The sequence below is a fragment of the Gaetbulibacter sp. PBL-D1 genome (genome assembly GCF_050509525.1).
GTDB lineage: Bacteria > Bacteroidota > Bacteroidia > Flavobacteriales > Flavobacteriaceae > Gaetbulibacter_B > Gaetbulibacter_B jejuensis.
The window spans coordinates 81,429-101,300 of sequence record NZ_JBNWKB010000011.1 but is presented as its reverse complement, the minus strand read 5'-3'; the positions used below and the strand labels follow the sequence as shown (position 1 = coordinate 101,300).

The following is a 19,872-nucleotide window of genomic DNA, read 5'->3' as shown; positions in this document are numbered from 1 at the left end:
TTCTCGTGAATCGTGAATCGTTTTCTCGTGAATCGTGAATCGTTTTCTCGTGAATCGTGAATCGGATAGTCGTTTCACTACTCACCACTCACTTTTCACGTCTCACTACTCACTCCTCACTTCTCACTACTCACTCCTCACGTCTTCCTCCTCACATAATTCCTATATCCCAACAATAGTTGTTTCACATCAATCAACAAATCATTTAAAATAGTATTAGGCTCTGAAAACTTCAAACGCAATACAATTAAATACTGTGTTTCCAATTCAGCAACAGAACCTAAAGCAATATTTATAAATTGCAACAACTCCTTATCTCCTTTTCTAGCACTCCCTTCAGCAATATTGGAAGGAATAGAAACAGCAGCTCTACGCATTTGCGAAATCAAACCATATTTTTCTTCATCAGGAAACAATGTCGTCCAGTCATAAACCTCAACCACTAGGTCCATGCTTTTCTTCCATACATCTAAATCCTTATGATTCATATCTTTATTTTCTTTAATATTTTATCGTGAATCGCATAATCGTGAATCGCATAATCGCATAGTCGTGAATCGGATAGTCGTTTCACTCCTCACTACTCACTCCTCACTTTTCACTCCTCACATCTCACGTCTCACTTCTCACTACTCACCACTCACGCCTCACGCCAAACTAAGCACTCAACCGCTCCACAATAATTGGAATCGCAATACGATACATCACCAATCCCAAAAACAATAAAGGCACACAAGCAGCAATAACCACTATAAAGTAGCTTAAAAACTCTGGCGAAAACCCAACTACCAAATCGCGCGTGGTTAAAATAATAGGCGTTATAGGATTATACATCATAACCGTTCTCATAAGTCCAGTATCAGGAATAGCATACACTACAGGAGTAGCATACATTAAAAACTGCATCCCAAACGTAATAATCTTACCAATATCTTTATACAACAGCCCCAAAGGCGTTAAAAACAACCCTACGGTAGTCCCAAAAAGAACAGCTGCCAAAATAGCAAAAGGCACTAGCAGTAAGCTCCAATGAAACCCAACCCCAAAGGCAAACACAAAAAACACTAAAAGCAAAAGCTTAATAAAGCTATCAAACAACAGCTTATAAACCCCTGAAAGCAACAAGGCTTCTTTAGGGAAGTTAATCTTGGTAAGTATTCCTTTTGCAGCATTTGTATTTTGCATTGGCGAATTAATTGCTGCCACCATAATAGACCATATCAATGTCCCTGAAAAGGCATACACAGGATAAGGCACACCTGTATCCGACAAACGAACAGTACCACTATTGTTTAAAAAAATCCATACCAAAGCAGTACCTATAGGCATTACAAAAGCCCAAATAATTCCAAGGTAAGATTGTCGGTACTGGGCTTTAATGTCACGTTCTGCCAATTGTCTCGCTAAAAAACGCGAGCGCAACATATCTCCTAAACTCGCTTTAAGTAAAGCACCAAATTTTATAGTACGTTCTTTTTGATAAACTCTTGTTTCTAAAGCCATTAATGCAAAGCGTAGTTATACTGTTCTTGTTTGAAGCTAATATACTAAAACACCTATTAAACTTAAGGGAATTACGTAATTTATTACAAACTCCTGTAATAATTAATCATCACTTGTAAGCCTTCGTCTATAGATACCAACTCCCTGTTTAATACTGCTTTCATCTTGGTAATATCAGGACAACGACGTTTCATATCGCCTTCCTTTAAAGCAGGCAAGTGCACAATCTCTGAGGACGACCCTGACAACTGAACAATGCGCTTAGCAAGATCTATAATACTAATCTCTAAATCGTTACCAATATTTAAAACGTCATTCACATATAGATTCTCTTCAAAAGCTTTAATACAAGTGTCTACATTGTCATCTATAAAACAAAACGAACGGGTTTGATCACCAGGACCATTAATACATATCGGTTTATTCTTAAGGGCTAATTTCACAAAACGCGGAATCACAAAATCCTGACTCTGTAGAGGGCCATAAGTATTAAAAAAACGAAAAATAGTATAGTCTAAATGATATTCTCTTGCATAGGCTTTCATAAAGGCTTCACCTACATTCTTTACAATAGCATAGGGTAACCTAGAATTTAAAGGCGTAGTTAGTTCATTCTGCGGAATCTCAAATGGCTCTCCATACACCTCAGAAGAACTGGAATAAAACACGCGTTTCACACCTGAGTTTTTGGACAAGGACAGTATATTTTTTATTCCTTCTATATCATCCAAAACATCTATAGGATGCTCCAAAGTACGTTCAACCCCTACTACTGCTGCATAATGAAATACATAGTCAAAATCAAAACGTCCAAAAATGGGCACAATATCTTCATAGTTATTAATATCTGCTTTTATAAACTTAACGTTATCGGTTTTGGGTACTTTTTCTAATTTTCCTGTTGAAAGATTATCTACACATAAAATAAAGTGTTCAGGATGTTGTGCCAATTTAGAAGCCAAAGCGCTTCCTAACTGACCTGCCCCTCCAGTAATTAATAGTTTTGCCATGTATGCGTTTCAGTAAGTATGATTAATAGCTTTCCAGTTCGTAACAGTCTATGAACAGAGTGTCAACGAGTACTTTAGACGAATATAACAAAAATATTGAAAGAAAAAACCTATACTACTGATTGATAACACAATACTAACCCATAAACCAGTCTAAAGTAACCTTTAGACCTTCTCTAACGGTAAACTGTGGAGCATAACCTAATAAATTTTGGGCTTTACTAACGTCTGCCAAGGAGTCTCTTACATCACCTAATCGTGGCGGTCCATAAATAGCCTCCACATCAGATTGGGCTGAAGTTTTTAAGGCATCCCACAAGTAGTTTAAATCAATACGTTCACCGCAAGCTACATTAAACACTTGGTTCTTGGCAGCTTCTGAAGCAAAAAAACCTCGCACATTGGCTTGCACTGCATTGTCCACAAAAGTAAAATCGCGTGTTTGCTTACCATCACCATTGATGGTTGGTGACTTTTGATCTTTAATGGCTTGCATAAACAAAGGAATTACTGCGGCATAAGCACCATTGGGACTTTGCTTGGGCCCAAAGACATTAAAATAACGTAACCCGATAACATCAGTACCATAGGTAGTACCAAACACATTAGCATACAACTCATTAACATACTTTGTTACTGCATAAGGCGACAAGGGATTACCGATAATACCTTCTACTTTAGGTAGGTTCTTACTATCTCCATAAGTCGAACTAGAGGCTGCATATACCATGCGCTTAACGGTAGTGCTTTCTTTAAGCGCTATCATCATATTTAAAAACCCAGTAATATTTACCGCATTGGTTGTAGCAGGATCATTAATTGATCGTGGCACTGAGCCTAAAGCTGCCTGATGGCTCACATAATCTATACCATTCATAGCCCGTTTACAGGTATCCAAATCTCTAATATCTCCTTCAATAAGTTCAAAAGCAGGGTGAGACATAAACTCACTTAAATTCTCTTTATACCCATTGGAAAAATTATCTAGTACCCTAACGGTTTTAGCATTGTATTTTAGTAAATATTCCACCAGATTAGAGCCTATAAAACCTCCACCTCCGGTAACTAAAAAAGACAGTTTAGATAAATCTTGGGTATGATATGCGTTTTCGTACATGTTTTTTTATTATTTATAGCATTGTATGTTTCTAAACTATTATCTAATTTATCGACTGCGCTTAACACAGGCGGAGCTCAGTGTAACTACAACATAAAATTGTGCCTTTATGCTTCGACAAGCTCAGCATGACATATGATATAAAATTGCAGCCTTTATGCTTCGACAAGCTCAGCATGACATATGATATAAAATTGCAGCCTTTATGCTTCGACAAGCTCAGCATGACAAGATTAATAATTTAGCTACTATACTTCCTTTAGCGATTTGTCCTTAAACCTCGGTCGTTGAAAACCTTCCATTGTCAGTCTGAGCCTGTCGAAGACCCTAACTCTTCACTAAACCGACCATACTGGGTATAATTTTTAGAATACTTTACTAAAGTATCCCAGTCTTTGTTTATCAACGCCAATTTTTTTCTCCTACTCCATCCTTTCAATTGCTTCTCAAAAGCAATTGCTAAGTCAGGATTTGTAAATTCCTGAATCCATTTTAATGTAACTGGTCTTCTAGAAAAAGTATATGAGCTTTTACTCAATCCTCTTTGATGCGCTTCAAGTCTTTTTTTGACGTCAGAACTAACACCAATATAAAAAGATTGGTCAGCGCATTCTAATATATAAACATAGTAAAGTTTCATTATTACTAATTCAATAACACTCTTTGGTTTCCATGCTTCGACACTTCGACTACGCTCAGTGTAACCACAACATAAAATTGTACCTTTATGCTTCGACAAGCTCAGCATGACAAAGTTAATAATTTAGCTCAGTACAGGCGGAGCTCAGTGTAACCACAACATAAATTGTGCCTTTATGCCTCTATGCTTCGACAAGCTCAGCATGACATATGATATAAATTTGGAGCCACTATGCTTCGACAAGCTCAGCATGACAAGATTAATAATTTAGTCATATATCTACATTTCGAACTTATATACTTCCTTTATCAATCTGTCCTAAAAACATCTGTTGTCGATGACCATTTCTTTTTGTCAGTCTGAACTAAGCCTGTACTGAGCGTAGTCGAAGTATCAAAGACTCTTCATCTTCACTAAACCTTTCAAAGACCTCCATTGTCAGTCTGAGCCTGTCGAAGACCCTTCAAACTCCTCACTACTCACTACTCACTACTCACTACTCACTTCTCACGTCTCACTCCTCACTTACAACCTCGCATCAACTAATACCCTAGGCAACAAGGACTTTACATCAAACACAACTCCAATATCTGATTTCAATTGACTAATATCCAAACTTAAAAATGAATTATGAGACACTGCTAATATAATCGCCTCATAAGCATCAGACAGTTCAGCTTCAGAACATAACAAATCTAGTCCATATTCTTGCTTTACCTCACTTTTGGACGCCCAAGGGTCATACACATCTACATCAACTTGATACGATTGAAACTCTCTTATAATATCAATAACACGTGAGTTTCTAATATCAGGACAATTCTCTTTAAAGGTAATACCTAACACCAAAGCTCTTGCCCCCTTAATGGTTGCTCCTTTTTTAATCATCATCTTCACTGTTTCTGAAGCCACATAGCTACCCATGCTGTCATTCATTTTTCGTCCTGCCAATATAATCTCAGGAGTGTAACCACTCTCAATAGCTTTTTGCGCCAAATAATAAGGGTCAACACCTATACAATGACCTCCAACCAAACCTGGAGTGAATTTTAAAAAGTTCCATTTGGTTCCTGCAGCCTCCAACACTGCTTGCGTGTCAATATCTAAGAGTCTGAATATTTTTGAGAGTTCATTCACAAAGGCGATATTAATATCTCTTTGGGAGTTTTCAATCACTTTTGCTGCTTCTGCCACCTTAATAGAAGGCGCCAAATGTGTTCCTGCAGTAATAATAGACTTATACAAATCATCTACTCGCTTAGCGATTTCAGGTGTAGACCCTGAAGTCACTTTTAATATTTTAGTTACTGTATGAGTTTTATCCCCTGGGTTAATTCGCTCTGGTGAATATCCAGCAAAAAAACTTGTATTAAACACTAGCCCTGATTCTCGTTCTAGTATAGGCACGCAAATATCTTCAGTCACACCTGGATATACAGTAGATTCATAAATTACAATATCGTCTTGCTTTAGTACAGCACCAACAGTTTCGCTGGCTTTAATCAAAGGTGTGAATATAGGCTTGTTTAAAGCATCAGTAGGTGTTGGCACAGTAACAATATAAATGTTAGACCCTGCAATCATACCCTTATCAGATGTTACAAACAATCCTTTTTCAGCATGCTCATCATAAGTAAGTACCGCTTTTAGTTCATCTGTTTCTACTTCTAAGGTTTGATCGTTCCCTTCTTTTAGTTCAGCAATTCTAGCAGCATTAATATCAAAACCTACAACATGATATTGCTTAGCAAATTCAACTGCTAACGGTAAACCTACATAACCAAGTCCTATAATGGTTATTCTATCTGTTTTGGGCATCATTTAAGTTTTATTGATTGTAAAATATATCTCAAATCTAAAGAAAAACTCCAATTCTGCACGTATTTTTTATTGATTTCAACCTTATCTACCCAAATAATCGTTCTATTGTAAGTTTCTGGGTCAGACTGCATTGCCAAAAGCACATCTTCATCTTTATACTTTATTGTAGCGGGTCCTGTAATACCTGGTTTAACTTTTAAAATAACTCTATCCTCTCCTGTTAACTCATCAGCAAATCCTTGAACATCTGGTCGCGGCCCCACAAAACTCATATGACCAAAGAGTACATTAAACAGCTGCGGCAACTCATCTAACTTACTGTTTCGTAAAAAGCCACCAAACGTTGTAGCACTTTGATGCAAACGCCCTAAGTAATGAGGCTCTTTCTTTAAAGTCCTAATTTTATATATTTTAAAAAGCTTACCGTTTTGACCAACACGATTTTGAGAAAACACACCCCATTGCTGAGTATCTATACTAGATATTAAAATCAAGACCAAAATAGGCACAATCAAAAAAGGGAGAATCAGGATGCTTAAAAGAAAATCAAAACATCGTTTTATTCTAAGCTGAGGTTTAGTAATCAAACTAAATGCGTTTTAAAAACATTTTAAACTTAGTCCAGACAGAAGCATTATCACTTTCATGATAAGCATTACCATAAACTCCATATCCATAACCGTAGCCATAACCGTAGCCATAACCATAGTTGTGATTGGTTTTATGCTTATAGAAGTTAAGCACAAAACTTATGTTTTTAAGTTCGCCTGCTCTATACTTTGCATTTACAAGTTGCAACATTCCTTTTTTAGTATAATCCAATCGAATCATAAATATTGTTGCATCAGCAAATGAACTTAATTGTAGCGCATCTGTAACTAAACCTAAAGGTGGTGTATCAAGAACAATAAGATCATAGTCTTCACGTAAAGAGGTTATTAAATTACTAAGCTTAGAACTCATTAATAACTCTGAAGGGTTTGGTGGTATAGGTCCCGAAGGGATAATCTCCAAATTAGGAATTTCGGTCTTGAATTTTACATCTTCCAAAGTAGCATCATCAATAATATAATTAACAACCCCTTTATCATTACTGACATTGAAATCGCCAAATATCTTTGGTTTACGTAAGTCTAAACCTAATAAAATAGTTTTCTTTCCACTTAAGGCATAGGCTGTGGACATGTTAATAGAACAAAAGGTTTTTCCTTCACCACTTACCGAAGACGTAACCATTAAGGTACGTCCGTGTTCGCCTTGTTGCTTACTGTAGATAAACTGCAAGCTAGACCGTATGGCTCTAAAAGACTCCGCTACTGCCGACTTAGGCTTTTCAAAAACAACTAAATTGTTCTTATAATTATACTTTCCAATCAGTCCTAAAATTGGAATTTTAGAAAGCTGTACAACCTCATCCGACCCATGAATGGTGTTATCTAATAAAAAGAGTACAAAAATTAAAAACATCGGAATGAAGAACCCAAGCATTAAAGCCATCATATAATTAAGACTCTTATTTGGACCTATTAGCCCTCCTCCAATATCTTTAGCTTCATCAATAACTGAAATATCCGAAACACTAGCTGCTTTAACAATAGCAGCTTCTCCTCGCTTAGCTAAATATACATCATAGGCCTGTTGACTTAAATTAAGCTTACGCTCAATCTTTAAGTACTCTTGTTGGTCTTCAGGGAGTTTGCTAAGCTCAGCTTCTAGGGCATATATCTCTCTATTTATTGTATTGATGTTAGAGCTAATGGTGTATTTAGTAGCATCAATAGCTTCTAACAACACATTCTTTTCAGAGTCTATTTTTCGATCAATATCATTAAATAACACATTACCTTCTTTAGCTACATACTCAAGATTTTGACGCTCAACAGATAACGCAATAATTTTACTCACTCCTGACACGATATTACCTTCCAAAATACCTACAGAGCTTGGTGCTGCTATTTTACTGTAGTCACCAGTTTTAGTTCTTAAATAAGTTTCAAGCGCATCTAAATAGTTCAATTTAGTTTCTTCTGCTTCCTTTGCGGTATCATACCCTCTTAGCTTACTAAGGGTTTCTGTCATTTCACGATTAACATCAAACACCTTATTTTTCTTCCTAAAGTCGTTCATCTCATCTGTAACGTCTTTAAGATCAATATTTACCGCATTTAAACTACTATCAATAAACTTAATGGTATTAGTGGCATATTGGTTTTTTCGCTCTAATTCAGTACGCTTTAATATTGCTGTTGTGGTATTTAAATAGTCTACTATTTTACTTTTATTAAAACCACTCATAGCTAACTTCAATACTGATGAGGATTCTTTAGAATAAGGCGATATATCTACTGCATTTTTATAACTATTTACAACACTATCAAAATTCAAAAACTGAATATAAAACTCTGTTCCTGGCAGTGTGCGTTTATTGGGACGCAGTGTTAATGTTGCATTTAGAAATGGCAACTTAACTGGTTCTCCTAATTTAAATTGTTGTTTAAACTCTCCTACTGGAACATCAACCGAATACTTTGCTTTATCAAGGTAACGCTGCACTTGTAGTCTACCAGACTCAAAATTCATCACTACCTCATATTCTGTTTCAGTAAGAAATCGAATTAGAATAGGTTGCCCAAGGATTTGCCCTCTACTTTGATCTATATTAACAACAAAAGGAGCGTCTTTATAGACATCTACTTTTCGGTACTTCCCTTCAACAAGGTAATTTAAATAAAACTGCAAGGAATCAACAACCAACTCATTGTGTCGCCTCGTATTAATGGTTGTCATTATTTTACCTACTTTTCCTGAGACACCTCCCCAATTAAAGGAGATACTTGTATTGGCTGTAAAAAAAGGATTCTGTTCGTTTTCAACCGAAATTAACGACTCTAATTTATATACATTTTGTTTTCTAACATTAATCCAGTAGGCCACAATAAGACCAATACCAATAGATAAAACAATAAGCTTCCAAAGATTTAAGGCTTTAAACAAAAACCCCTTAAAATCAAAACTTAAGCCTTTTTCTACGGTGTCGTCTATATCGTAATATTCCTCACTCGACATTTCTAGAGTCTGTTAATTAATAAAATAGTGGTTGTAACAAGAGACATTACCGCTACAATAGACGCTAAAGTTTCACGACCTGTAGTTCCTGTTCCCCAAGATTTTTGTTTAAGGGGTTTTACATAAATCATATCATTAGGCATAATATAGTAGTATGGTGAATCCATTACCTTAATATCAGTAAGATCTACATGATGGATTTCTTGACCATGAGGATATTGACGTATAATCAAAACATCCTTTTTATCACCTGTAACTGGTATTTCCCCTGAACTAGCAATAGCCTCAAAAATATTTACTTTATCTTTAAAGATAACTTGCACACCTGTATTACCAATTTCTCCCATAGTTGTATATCGCAACCCTGCTAACTTTACACTCACAAAAATATTTGCGGTTTCTTTAAACTGCTCTTTTAAAAGCAGTTCTTCAATCATACCTTGTATCTCCTCAAGCGTATACCCCAAAACATTTAATTTTCCTAGTTGTGGAAAACGTATATTCCCATGGTCATCTACTGTAAAGCCATCAAAATACGCACGCTCTTCACTTGTAGCTTGTAACACACCTGCTTCACTTATAGGATTAAAAATAGACGCATTATTTTGATCAAGCACCTTTATTCGAATGTTTAACACATCGTTAATTTGCACCCTGTAAGGTTTAGGTTGTTCCTTAGCCAATTGAAGTGTATCAGAAGACGACTCGTCTTTAGTTTGTAAATACAGCGTATCTTTATGTGGAATACAAGAGGTAAAACCAATTGCCATGAGTAACACTAGCAGTAAACATCTATTCATAGTTGCGTAACTTGTTGCCTCACAAATATAATCCATCAACAGGAATATCAAAACTATTCCTTCTTTTTTTAAGGATTATCCCGTTATTTGCAAAAAAATGACTTTTGAATTACTTAACCGTTGAACATATCTCAAAATCTTATGGAGTACTGGAACTCTTCAGTGACATTTCTTTTAGTATCCATAAAGATCAAAAAATAGCTTTCGTTGCTAAAAATGGCAGCGGAAAAACCTCAATCCTTAATATCATCTCAGGTGCCGACAGTCCTGATTCGGGTCAGGTGATTATGCGTAATGGGTTACGGGTTTCCTTCTTGTCGCAAACCCCAAGCTTTGGAGACAGCAAAACTATTGAAGAGGCCATTTTTAATGCAGACCTACCCATACTCAACATCATATCCAATTATGAAAAGGCCTTACAAAACCCTGAGGACACTGAAGCCTACCAAAAAGCCTTTGAACAAATGGACATCCATAATGCCTGGGAGTTTGATGTGCAGTACGAGCAAATTCTGTTTCAGTTAAAGCTAGAAGATATCCATCAAAGCATCAGTACACTATCTGGTGGTCAAAAAAAGCGTTTAGCACTAGCAAAAGTACTCATCAATACACCTGATTTGCTTATTCTAGACGAACCTACCAACCACTTAGACCTTGAAATGATTGAGTGGCTAGAGCAGTATTTTGCAAAAGCGCAAATGACACTGTTTATGGTCACACACGACCGCTACTTTTTGGAGCGCGTTTGTAATGAAATTATTGAACTAGATCATGGCAAACTCTACACCTACAAAGGCAACTACTCCTACTATTTAGAACAAAAAGAAGCTCGAATTGCTTCTGAAGAAGTTGAAACAGGAAAAGCCAAACAACAGTACAAAAAGGAGTTAGAATGGATGCGCAGACAACCTAAAGCGCGTACGACGAAATCAAAATCTAGAATTGACGACTTCTTCGATATAAAGTCTAAAGCACACCAACGCCGAAAAGACCACCAAGTACAGTTGGAACTCAACATGGAACGTCTTGGAAGTAAGATTGTGGAACTACACAAAGTCTCAAAAGCCTATGAAAACAAAACTATTCTAAACGGCTTTGACTATGTCTTTAAAAAAGGTGAACGTGTAGGTATTATTGGAAAAAATGGTACCGGAAAATCCACATTCCTTAACATGCTAACCAAAACCATAGCTCCCGACTCAGGTAAAGTTGTTATTGGTGACACCGTAAAGTTTGGGTATTACACGCAATCAGGAATCAAAATAAAACCTGAACAAAAAGTCATTGATGTTATTAGGGAATTTGGTGAGTACATCCCATTAAAAAAAGGACGTCAAATTAGTGCACAGCAACTCTTGGAGCGTTTTCTATTTGATAGAAAGAAGCAATACGACTTTGTTGAAAAACTTAGTGGTGGTGAACAAAAGCGTCTGTACTTATGTACTGTACTTATTCAAAATCCTAATTTTTTAATTCTGGATGAGCCAACTAATGACTTGGATATTGTGACTTTAAATGTGTTGGAAGACTTTTTGCTTGACTTTCCAGGATGTTTAATTGTGGTTTCTCACGACCGTTACTTTATGGATAAAATTGTAGACCACCTTTTTGTGTTTAATGGCGATGGTACCATTACTGATTTCCCAGGAAATTATACCGATTATAGGGTTTATGAAAGCTCTACTCCTCCTGAAACTTCACCTAAGGAAACTACTAAAGTTACAGAAAGCCAAAAGCAAAACGAAGCACAAAAACTCTCATACAACGAGCAAAAAGAACTCAAAAACCTTGAAAGTAAGATTCGTTCTTTAGAACTTGACAAAAAAGCACTTGAAGCTAAGTTTAACGACACAAGCTTATCTCAAGATAAAATCAACGCGTTATCGCAATCGCTTCAAGACATTATTGATGAGATTGCTACCAAAGAAAGTAGGTGGTTTGAACTCTCAGAAAAACTAGAATCCTAAGACGCAAGACTCGTATGCATCAAGTGATTCAATATATAAAATTCTTATTTAAATCCACCAACCAACATGGTGTACACTCGCCTTTTGTATTTGACTTGGTTACTAAATGTTTTTACGACACTACTAACTATCCTGACTACGACAAGCTTAAATCCTACAGACAAAGTCTACTGAGAAATGACAGTTTAGTTTCCATAACCGATTTAGGTTCTGGTTCTAAACGCACAACATCTAATACTCGACAAATATGTGCCATTGCAAAAACATCTGGCACTACTTACAAACGTGCTAAACTGCTTTATAGATTATCACATTATTTTAAATTTAAGTCTATACTCGAACTTGGAACTTCGGTTGGCATAGCAACTCATGCATTACATCTTGGAAATCCTAATGCAACACTTACAAGTATTGAAGGTTGCCCTAACCTAGCGCTACTTTCAAAAACAAGATTTACCAACCAACCAAATATTACTATCATTACTGGAGCATTCGACGAGCAGATTCCGCTTTTAAAAACTTCAAACTACGATTGTATTTTCTTTGACGGCAACCATACTAAAGATGCAACATTGCACTATTTTGAAGCCTTACTACCAAAAGCTACAAACGATACTGTCTTTATTTTTGATGACATTTATTGGTCTAAAGGTATGACTGAAGCTTGGGAAACTATAAAGCAACATCCTAAAGTCACAGTAACTGTTGACACCTTTTTTTGGGGCTTTGTGTTTTTTAGAAAAGAGCAAGCCAAAGAACATTTTACCATAAGACTGTAACAAGATTGTTGTTTTAGCGTCATATTAATCGCAAATATGTATCTTGCATAGCAACTATAGTTCAACTAAAAAAGTGATAATGGGTAACGTTATAGAAATACGTGATATTGTTAGAGATTTTCAATTAGGTCAGGAAACTGTACATGTTCTTAAAGGCATTGACTTAGACATTGAACGCGGAGATTATGTCGCTATAATGGGACCTTCTGGATCAGGAAAATCTACGCTTATGAACTTATTAGGCTGTTTAGACACACCAACATCAGGTTCTTACAACCTTAACGGAAAAGATGTAAGCAAAATGAGTGATGACGAACTTGCTGATATTAGAAACAAAGAAATTGGCTTTGTCTTTCAAACCTTCAACCTCTTACCACGTACCACAGCATTAGACAATGTAGCATTACCTATGGTGTATGCAGGTGCTTCTAAAAAAGAACGTGTTGCAAGAGCCGAAGAAGTACTAAACGATGTAGGTCTAGCTGACCGAATGGACCACAGACCTAATCAGCTTTCTGGTGGTCAACGTCAACGTGTTGCTGTAGGTAGAGCTTTGGTTAACAAGCCTTCTATTATACTTGCCGATGAGCCAACAGGTAATCTAGATTCTAAAACCGGATACGAAATCATGAATCTTTTTGATGAGATACACAAAGCAGGAAACACCGTTATAATGGTTACTCACGAAGAAGATATTGCTGCTCATGCAAAACGCGTTATTCGTTTACGTGATGGTATTATTGAAAGTGATACTAGAAACTAATTGTCATGCTTTGGATACTTTTAATTTTAGTTGGTGCTTTTATTCTTGTTAAAACTATTTTCAAAAATAATCAACGCTTAAGAGAACGTCGTAATAAAGACACTATGTTTAATAAACGTCGGTTTAGACGTTAAAACATCCTTTACAATTTTCCAATAGAACTTTTAAATCTTACCTTGCATTTGCAAATTCCAAGATTCGGTTTAGCACACCTACCTCTTGTAATTCAGTAAACCCTGAAAGTTTAAAACATGAAAGTATACACAAAAACCGGAGACAAAGGCACAACAGCTTTGTTTGGTGGTACACGAGTACCAAAACACCATATAAGAATTGAAAGCTATGGCACTGTTGATGAGTTAAACTCCTATATTGGCCTGCTTAGAGACCAAGACATCAATACCCACTACAAAAACGTATTAATACAAATACAAGACCGCTTATTTACTGTTGGCGCTATTTTGGCTACCGACCCTGAGAAGGCTATTTTAAAAAACGGAAAGTCTCGATTAAATATTCCTAAAATTTCTGAAGAAGATATTTCTACTCTAGAGCAAGAAATGGACACCATGGATGCTGCGTTACCACAAATGACACACTTTGTATTACCAGGAGGTCACCAAACCGTGTCATTCTGTCACATTGCACGCTGTGTGTGCCGTAGAGCCGAACGTTTAGCGTCTGCACTTAATGACTTAGCACCTTTTCAATCGGAAACTTTAATGTATTTAAACCGCTTATCTGACTACCTTTTTGTGTTGGCACGAAAGTTGACTTATGACTTGCAAGCCGAAGAAGTAAAATGGATTCCGAAAAAAGAATCGTAACATTTTTTGGGTATTTAAAAAACTTTGCTTTATTGATACTATCAAGTTCAAGAATTAGCAAATAGTTATACGCTCTTTGATTAATGACAATGTGCTATTTAAACTGTAAAAAAAGCACTACAAAACACTTTGTAACGTACTCAGTTTAAACAAAACATTAAATAATTCATTTTTTTCTTGACTTTTTGAACTAAAAATTTATTTTTGCAAAAAATTAAAACGCATAAGAAATGTATTGGACACTAGAACTAGCATCTTATTTAAGTGATGCACCTTGGCCAGCAACTAAAGACGAATTAATAGATTACGCCATCCGTACAGGAGCGCCTCTGGAAGTAGTTGAAAACTTGCAGGCTATTGAGGATGAAGGTGATTCTTATGATTCTATTGAAGAAATCTGGTCAGACTATCCTACGGATGAGGACTACCTCTGGAACGAGGACGAATATTAAACAAAATCAAAAAGAATAGTTAAAAAGTCTCATAATGAGACTTTTTTTGTGGACTATCCTTTTAAAAAACATAACACAAACCCTATCTTTGTAAGCCTTACTAAAGCAAACCAAAGATTACAATAACAACTTAAGACCGTATTACTTCGGTCTCATAAAAAATAGACTACATATGAGTTTTTTAGATTCAGTTTTAAAAGTATTTGTAGGTGATAAATCTAAACAAGATGTAAAATCCATTACACCAATTGTTGATAAGATTAAAACCTTTGCAAGTGCTCTTGAACAATTATCACACGATGAATTAAGAGCCAAAACCGATGCTTTTAAAGCTAAAATAGCAGAAGCGAGACAACCACTTCTAGAAAAAAAGGAACAACTCCTTAAACAAGCCGAAACTACTGAAGATATTGACGAGAGAGAAGACATCTACGTTGAAGCCGATAAAATAGAAGACGACATCTACCAAGTTACCGAAGATGTACTTAACGACATACTACCTGAAGCCTTTGCTGTAGTTAAGGAAACTGCTAAGCGTTTTGTAAGCAATACTGAAATTACAGTAACTGCAAGTACGTTTGACAGAGAACTTTCAGGAAGTAAAGATTACATCACTTTAGAAGACGATAAAGCAATTTGGTCAAACTCTTGGGATGCTGCTGGTAAAGCCATCACTTGGGATATGGTACATTACGATGTACAGCTTATTGGTGGTGTAGCAATGCACCAAGGTAAAATTGCCGAAATGCAAACTGGTGAAGGTAAAACTCTTGTTGCAACCCTACCTGTTTACCTTAACGCATTAGCAGGAAAAGGTGTTCATCTAGTTACTGTAAACGACTATCTAGCAAAACGTGATAGCGCGTGGATGGCTCCAATTTTTGAGTTCCATGGTTTAAGTGTTGACTGTATAGACTATCACCAACCTAACTCAGCTGCTCGTAAAAAAGCTTACATGGCAGATATTACTTATGGTACAAACAACGAGTTTGGTTTTGATTACCTAAGAGATAATATGGCACACTCACCAGACGACTTGGTACAGCGTCCGCATCACTACGCTATTGTGGATGAGGTGGATTCGGTATTAGTTGATGATGCGCGTACACCTTTAATTATTTCTGGTCCAATTCCGCAAGGAGACAGACATGAGTTTACTGAGTTAAAACCAAAAGTTGATAATATTGCTGGTGTACAACGTAAAATGTTGACTGGTGTTCTTGCCGAAGCAAAAAAATTAATTGCCGAAGGCGACACTAAAGAAGGTGGCTTTTTATTGTTGAGAGTGTACAGAGGTATGCCAAAAAACAAAGCATTAATTAAGTTTTTAAGTGAAGAAGGTATCAAACAACTCCTTCAAAAAACTGAAAACTACTACATGCAGGATAACAATAGAGAAATGCCAAAAATTGATGCTGAGCTTTACTATGTTATCGATGAAAAAAACAATCAGGTTGAATTAACTGATAAAGGTGTTGAATTCCTTTCAGGTGAAGATGATCCAAACTTTTTCGTGATGCCTGAAATAGGTGTTGAAATTGCTAAAATTGAAGCTCAAGGTCTTTCAAAAGAAGAAGAAGCTGAAGCTAAAGAAGATCTCTTTAGAGATTTTGGTGTAAAATCTGAACGTATCCATACCCTTAACCAATTGCTTAAAGCATACGCTTTATTTGAAAAGGACATTCAATATGTTGTTATGGACAACAAAGTAATGATTGTTGATGAGCAAACAGGTCGTATTATGGATGGTCGTCGTTATAGCGACGGACTTCACCAAGCTATTGAAGCCAAAGAAAATGTAAAGATTGAAGATGCTACTCAAACTTTTGCAACAGTTACGCTTCAAAATTACTTTAGAATGTATCGCAAACTTTCTGGTATGACAGGTACAGCTGTTACCGAAGCTGGTGAGTTTTGGGAAATCTACAAATTGGACGTGGTTGAAATCCCAACCAACAAACCTATTGCAAGAGATGATAGAGAAGATTTGGTTTACAAAACCAAACGTGAAAAATACAATGCTGTAATTGATGAAGTTACTGCCTTATCGCAAGCTGGTCGCCCTGTACTAATAGGTACCACATCAGTAGAAATTAGTGAGCTTTTAGGAAAAATGTTATCCATTAGAAAAGTACCTCACAATGTCCTAAATGCAAAGTTGCATAAAAAGGAAGCTGATATTGTTGCTGAAGCTGGTAAAGCAGGACAAGTAACCATTGCCACCAATATGGCTGGTCGTGGTACTGACATTAAGTTAAGCGAAGACGTAAAAGCTGCTGGAGGATTAGCTATTGTTGGTACTGAGCGTCATGACTCGCGTCGTGTTGACAGACAGTTACGTGGTCGTGCAGGTCGACAAGGAGATCCAGGAAGTTCGCAATTTTACGTGTCTCTTGAAGACAACTTAATGCGTTTATTTGGTAGTGAGCGTATTGCGAAAATGATGGATAGAATGGGATTACAAGAAGGTGAAGTAATTCAGCATTCTATGATTTCAAAATCTATTGAGCGTGCTCAGAAAAAAGTAGAAGAAAACAACTTTGGTGTTCGTAAACGTTTATTAGAATATGATGACGTAATGAATGCACAACGTGAAGTGGTTTACAAACGTCGTCACCACGCATTATTTGGTGAGCGCTTAAGAGTGGATTTGGCAAACATGATTTACGATACTTCTGAAGGTATTGCACAAACCAACAAAGACGCTAACGACTTTAAAAACTTCGAGTTTGAGCTTATTAGATACTTCTCAATGAGTTCGCCAATTACTGAAGCAGAGTTTTCTAAACTTTCAACTCAAGACATTGCAGGAAAAATCTATAAAGCGGCATTTGAACATTATCGTGAAAAAATGGAGCGTAATGCAGAAATTGCATTCCCTGTAATTAAAAATGTATACGAAAACCAACGTGATAAATTTAAGCGTATCGTTGTTCCTTTTACTGATGGTGTAAAGAACTTACAAGTTGTTACCGATTTAGAAAAAGCTTACGAAACCAACGGTAAGCAACTTATCAACGATTTTGAAAAGAATATTACTCTAGCTATTGTTGATGATTCTTGGAAAACGCACTTACGTAAAATGGATGAGCTTAAACAGTCTGTACAATTAGCTGTTCATGAGCAAAAAGATCCTTTATTAATCTATAAGTTTGAAGCTTTTGAATTGTTTAAGCAAATGCTAGACCAAGTTAATAAGGATGTGATTTCATTCTTGTTTAAAGGTGAATTACCTACAGAAACGCAAAACACCATTCAGGAAGCTAGAGCTAGAAGAAAAGAAAATCTTGAAACTTCTAAAGAAGAAATTCCAAATATGGATGAGCGTTCTGCGCAAAACAGAGCTGCAGGTAACACACAACGTCAACCAGAAGTTATAGAAACTATTGTTCGTGATAAACCAAAAATTGGTCGTAACGATAAAGTCACCATAAAACACGTTATGAGTGGTGAAAATAAAACTGTAAAATATAAACAAGCAGAACCCTTAATTGCTAAAGGTGAATGGGTTTTGATTGAAGAGTAAAACCTCATAAATAGTTTATTATAGTCCTGATACATTTTTGTGTCAGGATTTTTTTTGTTTATTTACAAGGTTTTAGAGATTAAATTTGTTATTTTACTTAGCATAACAACTTATATCTTAAGTTTATACTATGAATAATAAATCTTATAAATTATCAAAAACACTACTTTATCTTAGCCTTATAAGTTTAGTTTATTTTATTTTAATAGTTTATTGGTCTTACAATCCACCCAACACAACAAATACAATACAATTTATTGGAGAACTATTAACGATTCCTTTTCTACTTTTTATAGTATTTTGTTGTATTTATAGTTTAGTTCTAATTCTAAAAAAAAAATATTTAAAACTTAATACAGTAACATTCATTTGTAATTTAATATCTATTATTTTTTTAATCATTGTTACAATACATCAATTAAATAACTAAAGTACTTTTTCCAATCCTTAAATAGTATTACAAATGCCTCATTATAGTCCTGATACATTTTTGTGTCAGGACTTTTTATTTGTATAAATATAGTACAAGGGATTGCGCATTTACTAGTAATCAAAACCACGGTTTTTGAGTATTTTTATCACCAAAACAAACTTGAAAATGCAGATTAAAACCATAACAACTTCCTTACTCTTTTGTATCGCCTTATCAATTATCAGTTGTAAAGAAGCTACAACAACTTTAGACACTAGTAACACATTAAAACACAAAGCTGTTTTAGAATACCAAATACAATCAAAATTAGGAGAAGGCTCGTTTTGGAACTATAACACCCAAGAACTCTATTGGGTAGATATTCAAGGTAAAACATTAAACATTTACAACCCTAAAACCAAAAGCAATAAAAGCTTAGCTATGCCTTCCATGATTGGGACAGTTGTTCCTTCAACTCAAAGTAACAAAGCTATTGTTGCATTGCAAGATGGAATTTACAGTATTGACACCAACACAGGAGATTTACAATTACTTTCAGATGTAGAACAAGCTATAACTACCAATCGTTTTAATGATGGAAAATGCGACCCAAGTGGTCGTTTTTGGGTAGGTTCTATTGCCTTTGATGAAACTCCACACGCTGCAAAACTTTATATGTTGGACAACAACCAAAATGCCATTTTAAAAAAAGATAGTGTTACTATATCCAACGGAATTGTTTGGACCAAAGACAAAACCACTATGTATTATATCGATACGCCAACAAGCGAAATAAAGGCTTACGATTATAATGATGCTACAGGAGCTATATCAAATGAACGTGTTGCAGTAAAAGTGAGTAATACGCTTGGTTATCCTGACGGAATGACCATTGATGAACACGATAACCTTTGGGTTGGTTTATGGAATGGAAGTGCTGTTGGATGCTTCAACCCTAAAACTGGTAATTTGATTTCAAAAATTGAAGTTCCTGCGCTTAATGTAACATCTTGTGCCTTTGGTGGAAAAAACCTAGACACGCTTTACATTACCACAGCAACCAAAGATATGGATACTGAACAACTAAAACAGTTTCCATTAGCTGGTTCAGTATTTAAAGCTGTTCCTGGAGTAAAAGGTGTAAAAGGGCATTTTTATAAAGAGTAACTCTTTGATAATTTGTTTTTTA

16 protein-coding genes are annotated in these 19,872 nt (G+C 35.8%); 7 read left to right on the top strand and 9 right to left on the bottom strand.

Annotation, left to right across the window (positions count from 1 at the left end):
- Positions 1-137: 137 nt before the first annotated feature.
- The 9 genes from ACQ0RB_RS11010 to ACQ0RB_RS10970 all read right to left on the bottom strand — a co-directional run bounded on the left by ACQ0RB_RS11010 (position 138) and on the right by ACQ0RB_RS10970 (position 9,957).
- Positions 138-488: a four helix bundle protein gene (locus ACQ0RB_RS11010; protein WP_335976750.1), complete on the bottom strand. Its 351-nt coding sequence runs from the start codon at positions 486-488 to the stop codon at positions 138-140.
- A 169-nt stretch (positions 489-657) separates the two neighbouring features.
- Positions 658-1,503, bottom strand: coding sequence for an ABC transporter permease (locus tag ACQ0RB_RS11005; protein ID WP_131508237.1), 846 nt, complete (start codon positions 1,501-1,503; stop codon positions 658-660).
- Between the two features lie 83 nt (positions 1,504-1,586).
- Positions 1,587-2,513: an NAD-dependent epimerase/dehydratase family protein gene (locus ACQ0RB_RS11000; RefSeq protein ID WP_430498436.1), complete on the bottom strand. Its 927-nt coding sequence runs from the start codon at positions 2,511-2,513 to the stop codon at positions 1,587-1,589.
- Between the two features lie 136 nt (positions 2,514-2,649).
- Positions 2,650-3,630: an SDR family oxidoreductase gene (locus tag ACQ0RB_RS10995; RefSeq protein ID WP_430498434.1), complete on the bottom strand. Its 981-nt coding sequence runs from the start codon at positions 3,628-3,630 to the stop codon at positions 2,650-2,652.
- Positions 3,631-3,934: 304 nt separating this feature from the next.
- A complete protein-coding gene (locus tag ACQ0RB_RS10990) occupies positions 3,935-4,369 on the bottom strand; it encodes a GIY-YIG nuclease family protein (protein ID WP_430498432.1) in 435 nt (144 codons plus the stop codon).
- A gap of 426 nt (positions 4,370-4,795) precedes the next feature.
- On the bottom strand, positions 4,796-6,088 hold the full coding sequence (locus tag ACQ0RB_RS10985; RefSeq protein ID WP_430498430.1) for a nucleotide sugar dehydrogenase: 1,293 nt from the start codon (positions 6,086-6,088) through the stop codon (positions 4,796-4,798).
- Complete coding sequence (locus ACQ0RB_RS10980) at positions 6,088-6,678, bottom strand: sugar transferase (RefSeq protein WP_430498428.1); 591 nt, start codon at positions 6,676-6,678, stop codon at positions 6,088-6,090. The genes ACQ0RB_RS10985 and ACQ0RB_RS10980 overlap by 1 nt, the downstream gene beginning before the upstream one ends.
- Position 6,679: 1 nt before the next feature.
- On the bottom strand, positions 6,680-9,157 hold the full coding sequence (locus tag ACQ0RB_RS10975; RefSeq protein WP_430498426.1) for a polysaccharide biosynthesis tyrosine autokinase: 2,478 nt from the start codon (positions 9,155-9,157) through the stop codon (positions 6,680-6,682).
- 2 nt (positions 9,158-9,159) lie between these two features.
- On the bottom strand, positions 9,160-9,957 hold the full coding sequence (locus tag ACQ0RB_RS10970) for a polysaccharide biosynthesis/export family protein (protein WP_131508228.1): 798 nt from the start codon (positions 9,955-9,957) through the stop codon (positions 9,160-9,162).
- A gap of 104 nt (positions 9,958-10,061) precedes the next feature.
- On the opposite strand from ACQ0RB_RS10970, the gene ACQ0RB_RS10965 reads away from it, so the two are divergent.
- The 7 genes from ACQ0RB_RS10965 to ACQ0RB_RS10935 all read left to right on the top strand — a co-directional run bounded on the left by ACQ0RB_RS10965 (position 10,062) and on the right by ACQ0RB_RS10935 (position 19,850).
- Positions 10,062-11,924, top strand: coding sequence for an ABC-F family ATP-binding cassette domain-containing protein (locus tag ACQ0RB_RS10965; protein WP_430498424.1), 1,863 nt, complete (start codon positions 10,062-10,064; stop codon positions 11,922-11,924).
- 14 nt (positions 11,925-11,938) lie between these two features.
- Positions 11,939-12,703 carry an O-methyltransferase gene (locus tag ACQ0RB_RS10960; RefSeq protein ID WP_430498422.1) on the top strand — a complete coding sequence of 255 codons (765 nt, stop codon included), beginning with the start codon at positions 11,939-11,941 and terminating at the stop codon, positions 12,701-12,703.
- Between the two features lie 79 nt (positions 12,704-12,782).
- Entirely contained in the window at positions 12,783-13,466 is a 684-nt protein-coding gene (locus ACQ0RB_RS10955; protein ID WP_129761373.1) for an ABC transporter ATP-binding protein, read from the top strand.
- A gap of 251 nt (positions 13,467-13,717) precedes the next feature.
- Positions 13,718-14,293, top strand: a complete 576-nt coding sequence (locus ACQ0RB_RS10950; RefSeq protein ID WP_430498420.1) for a cob(I)yrinic acid a,c-diamide adenosyltransferase — start codon at positions 13,718-13,720, stop codon at positions 14,291-14,293.
- 230 nt (positions 14,294-14,523) lie between these two features.
- Positions 14,524-14,745: a DUF2795 domain-containing protein gene (locus ACQ0RB_RS10945; protein WP_010177336.1), complete on the top strand. Its 222-nt coding sequence runs from the start codon at positions 14,524-14,526 to the stop codon at positions 14,743-14,745.
- Between the two features lie 172 nt (positions 14,746-14,917).
- Positions 14,918-18,271, top strand: coding sequence for a preprotein translocase subunit SecA (gene secA, locus ACQ0RB_RS10940; protein ID WP_430498418.1), 3,354 nt, complete (start codon positions 14,918-14,920; stop codon positions 18,269-18,271).
- 598 nt (positions 18,272-18,869) lie between these two features.
- A complete protein-coding gene (locus tag ACQ0RB_RS10935) occupies positions 18,870-19,850 on the top strand; it encodes an SMP-30/gluconolactonase/LRE family protein (RefSeq protein ID WP_430498416.1) in 981 nt (326 codons plus the stop codon).
- The last annotated feature ends 22 nt before the right edge of the window (positions 19,851-19,872 follow it).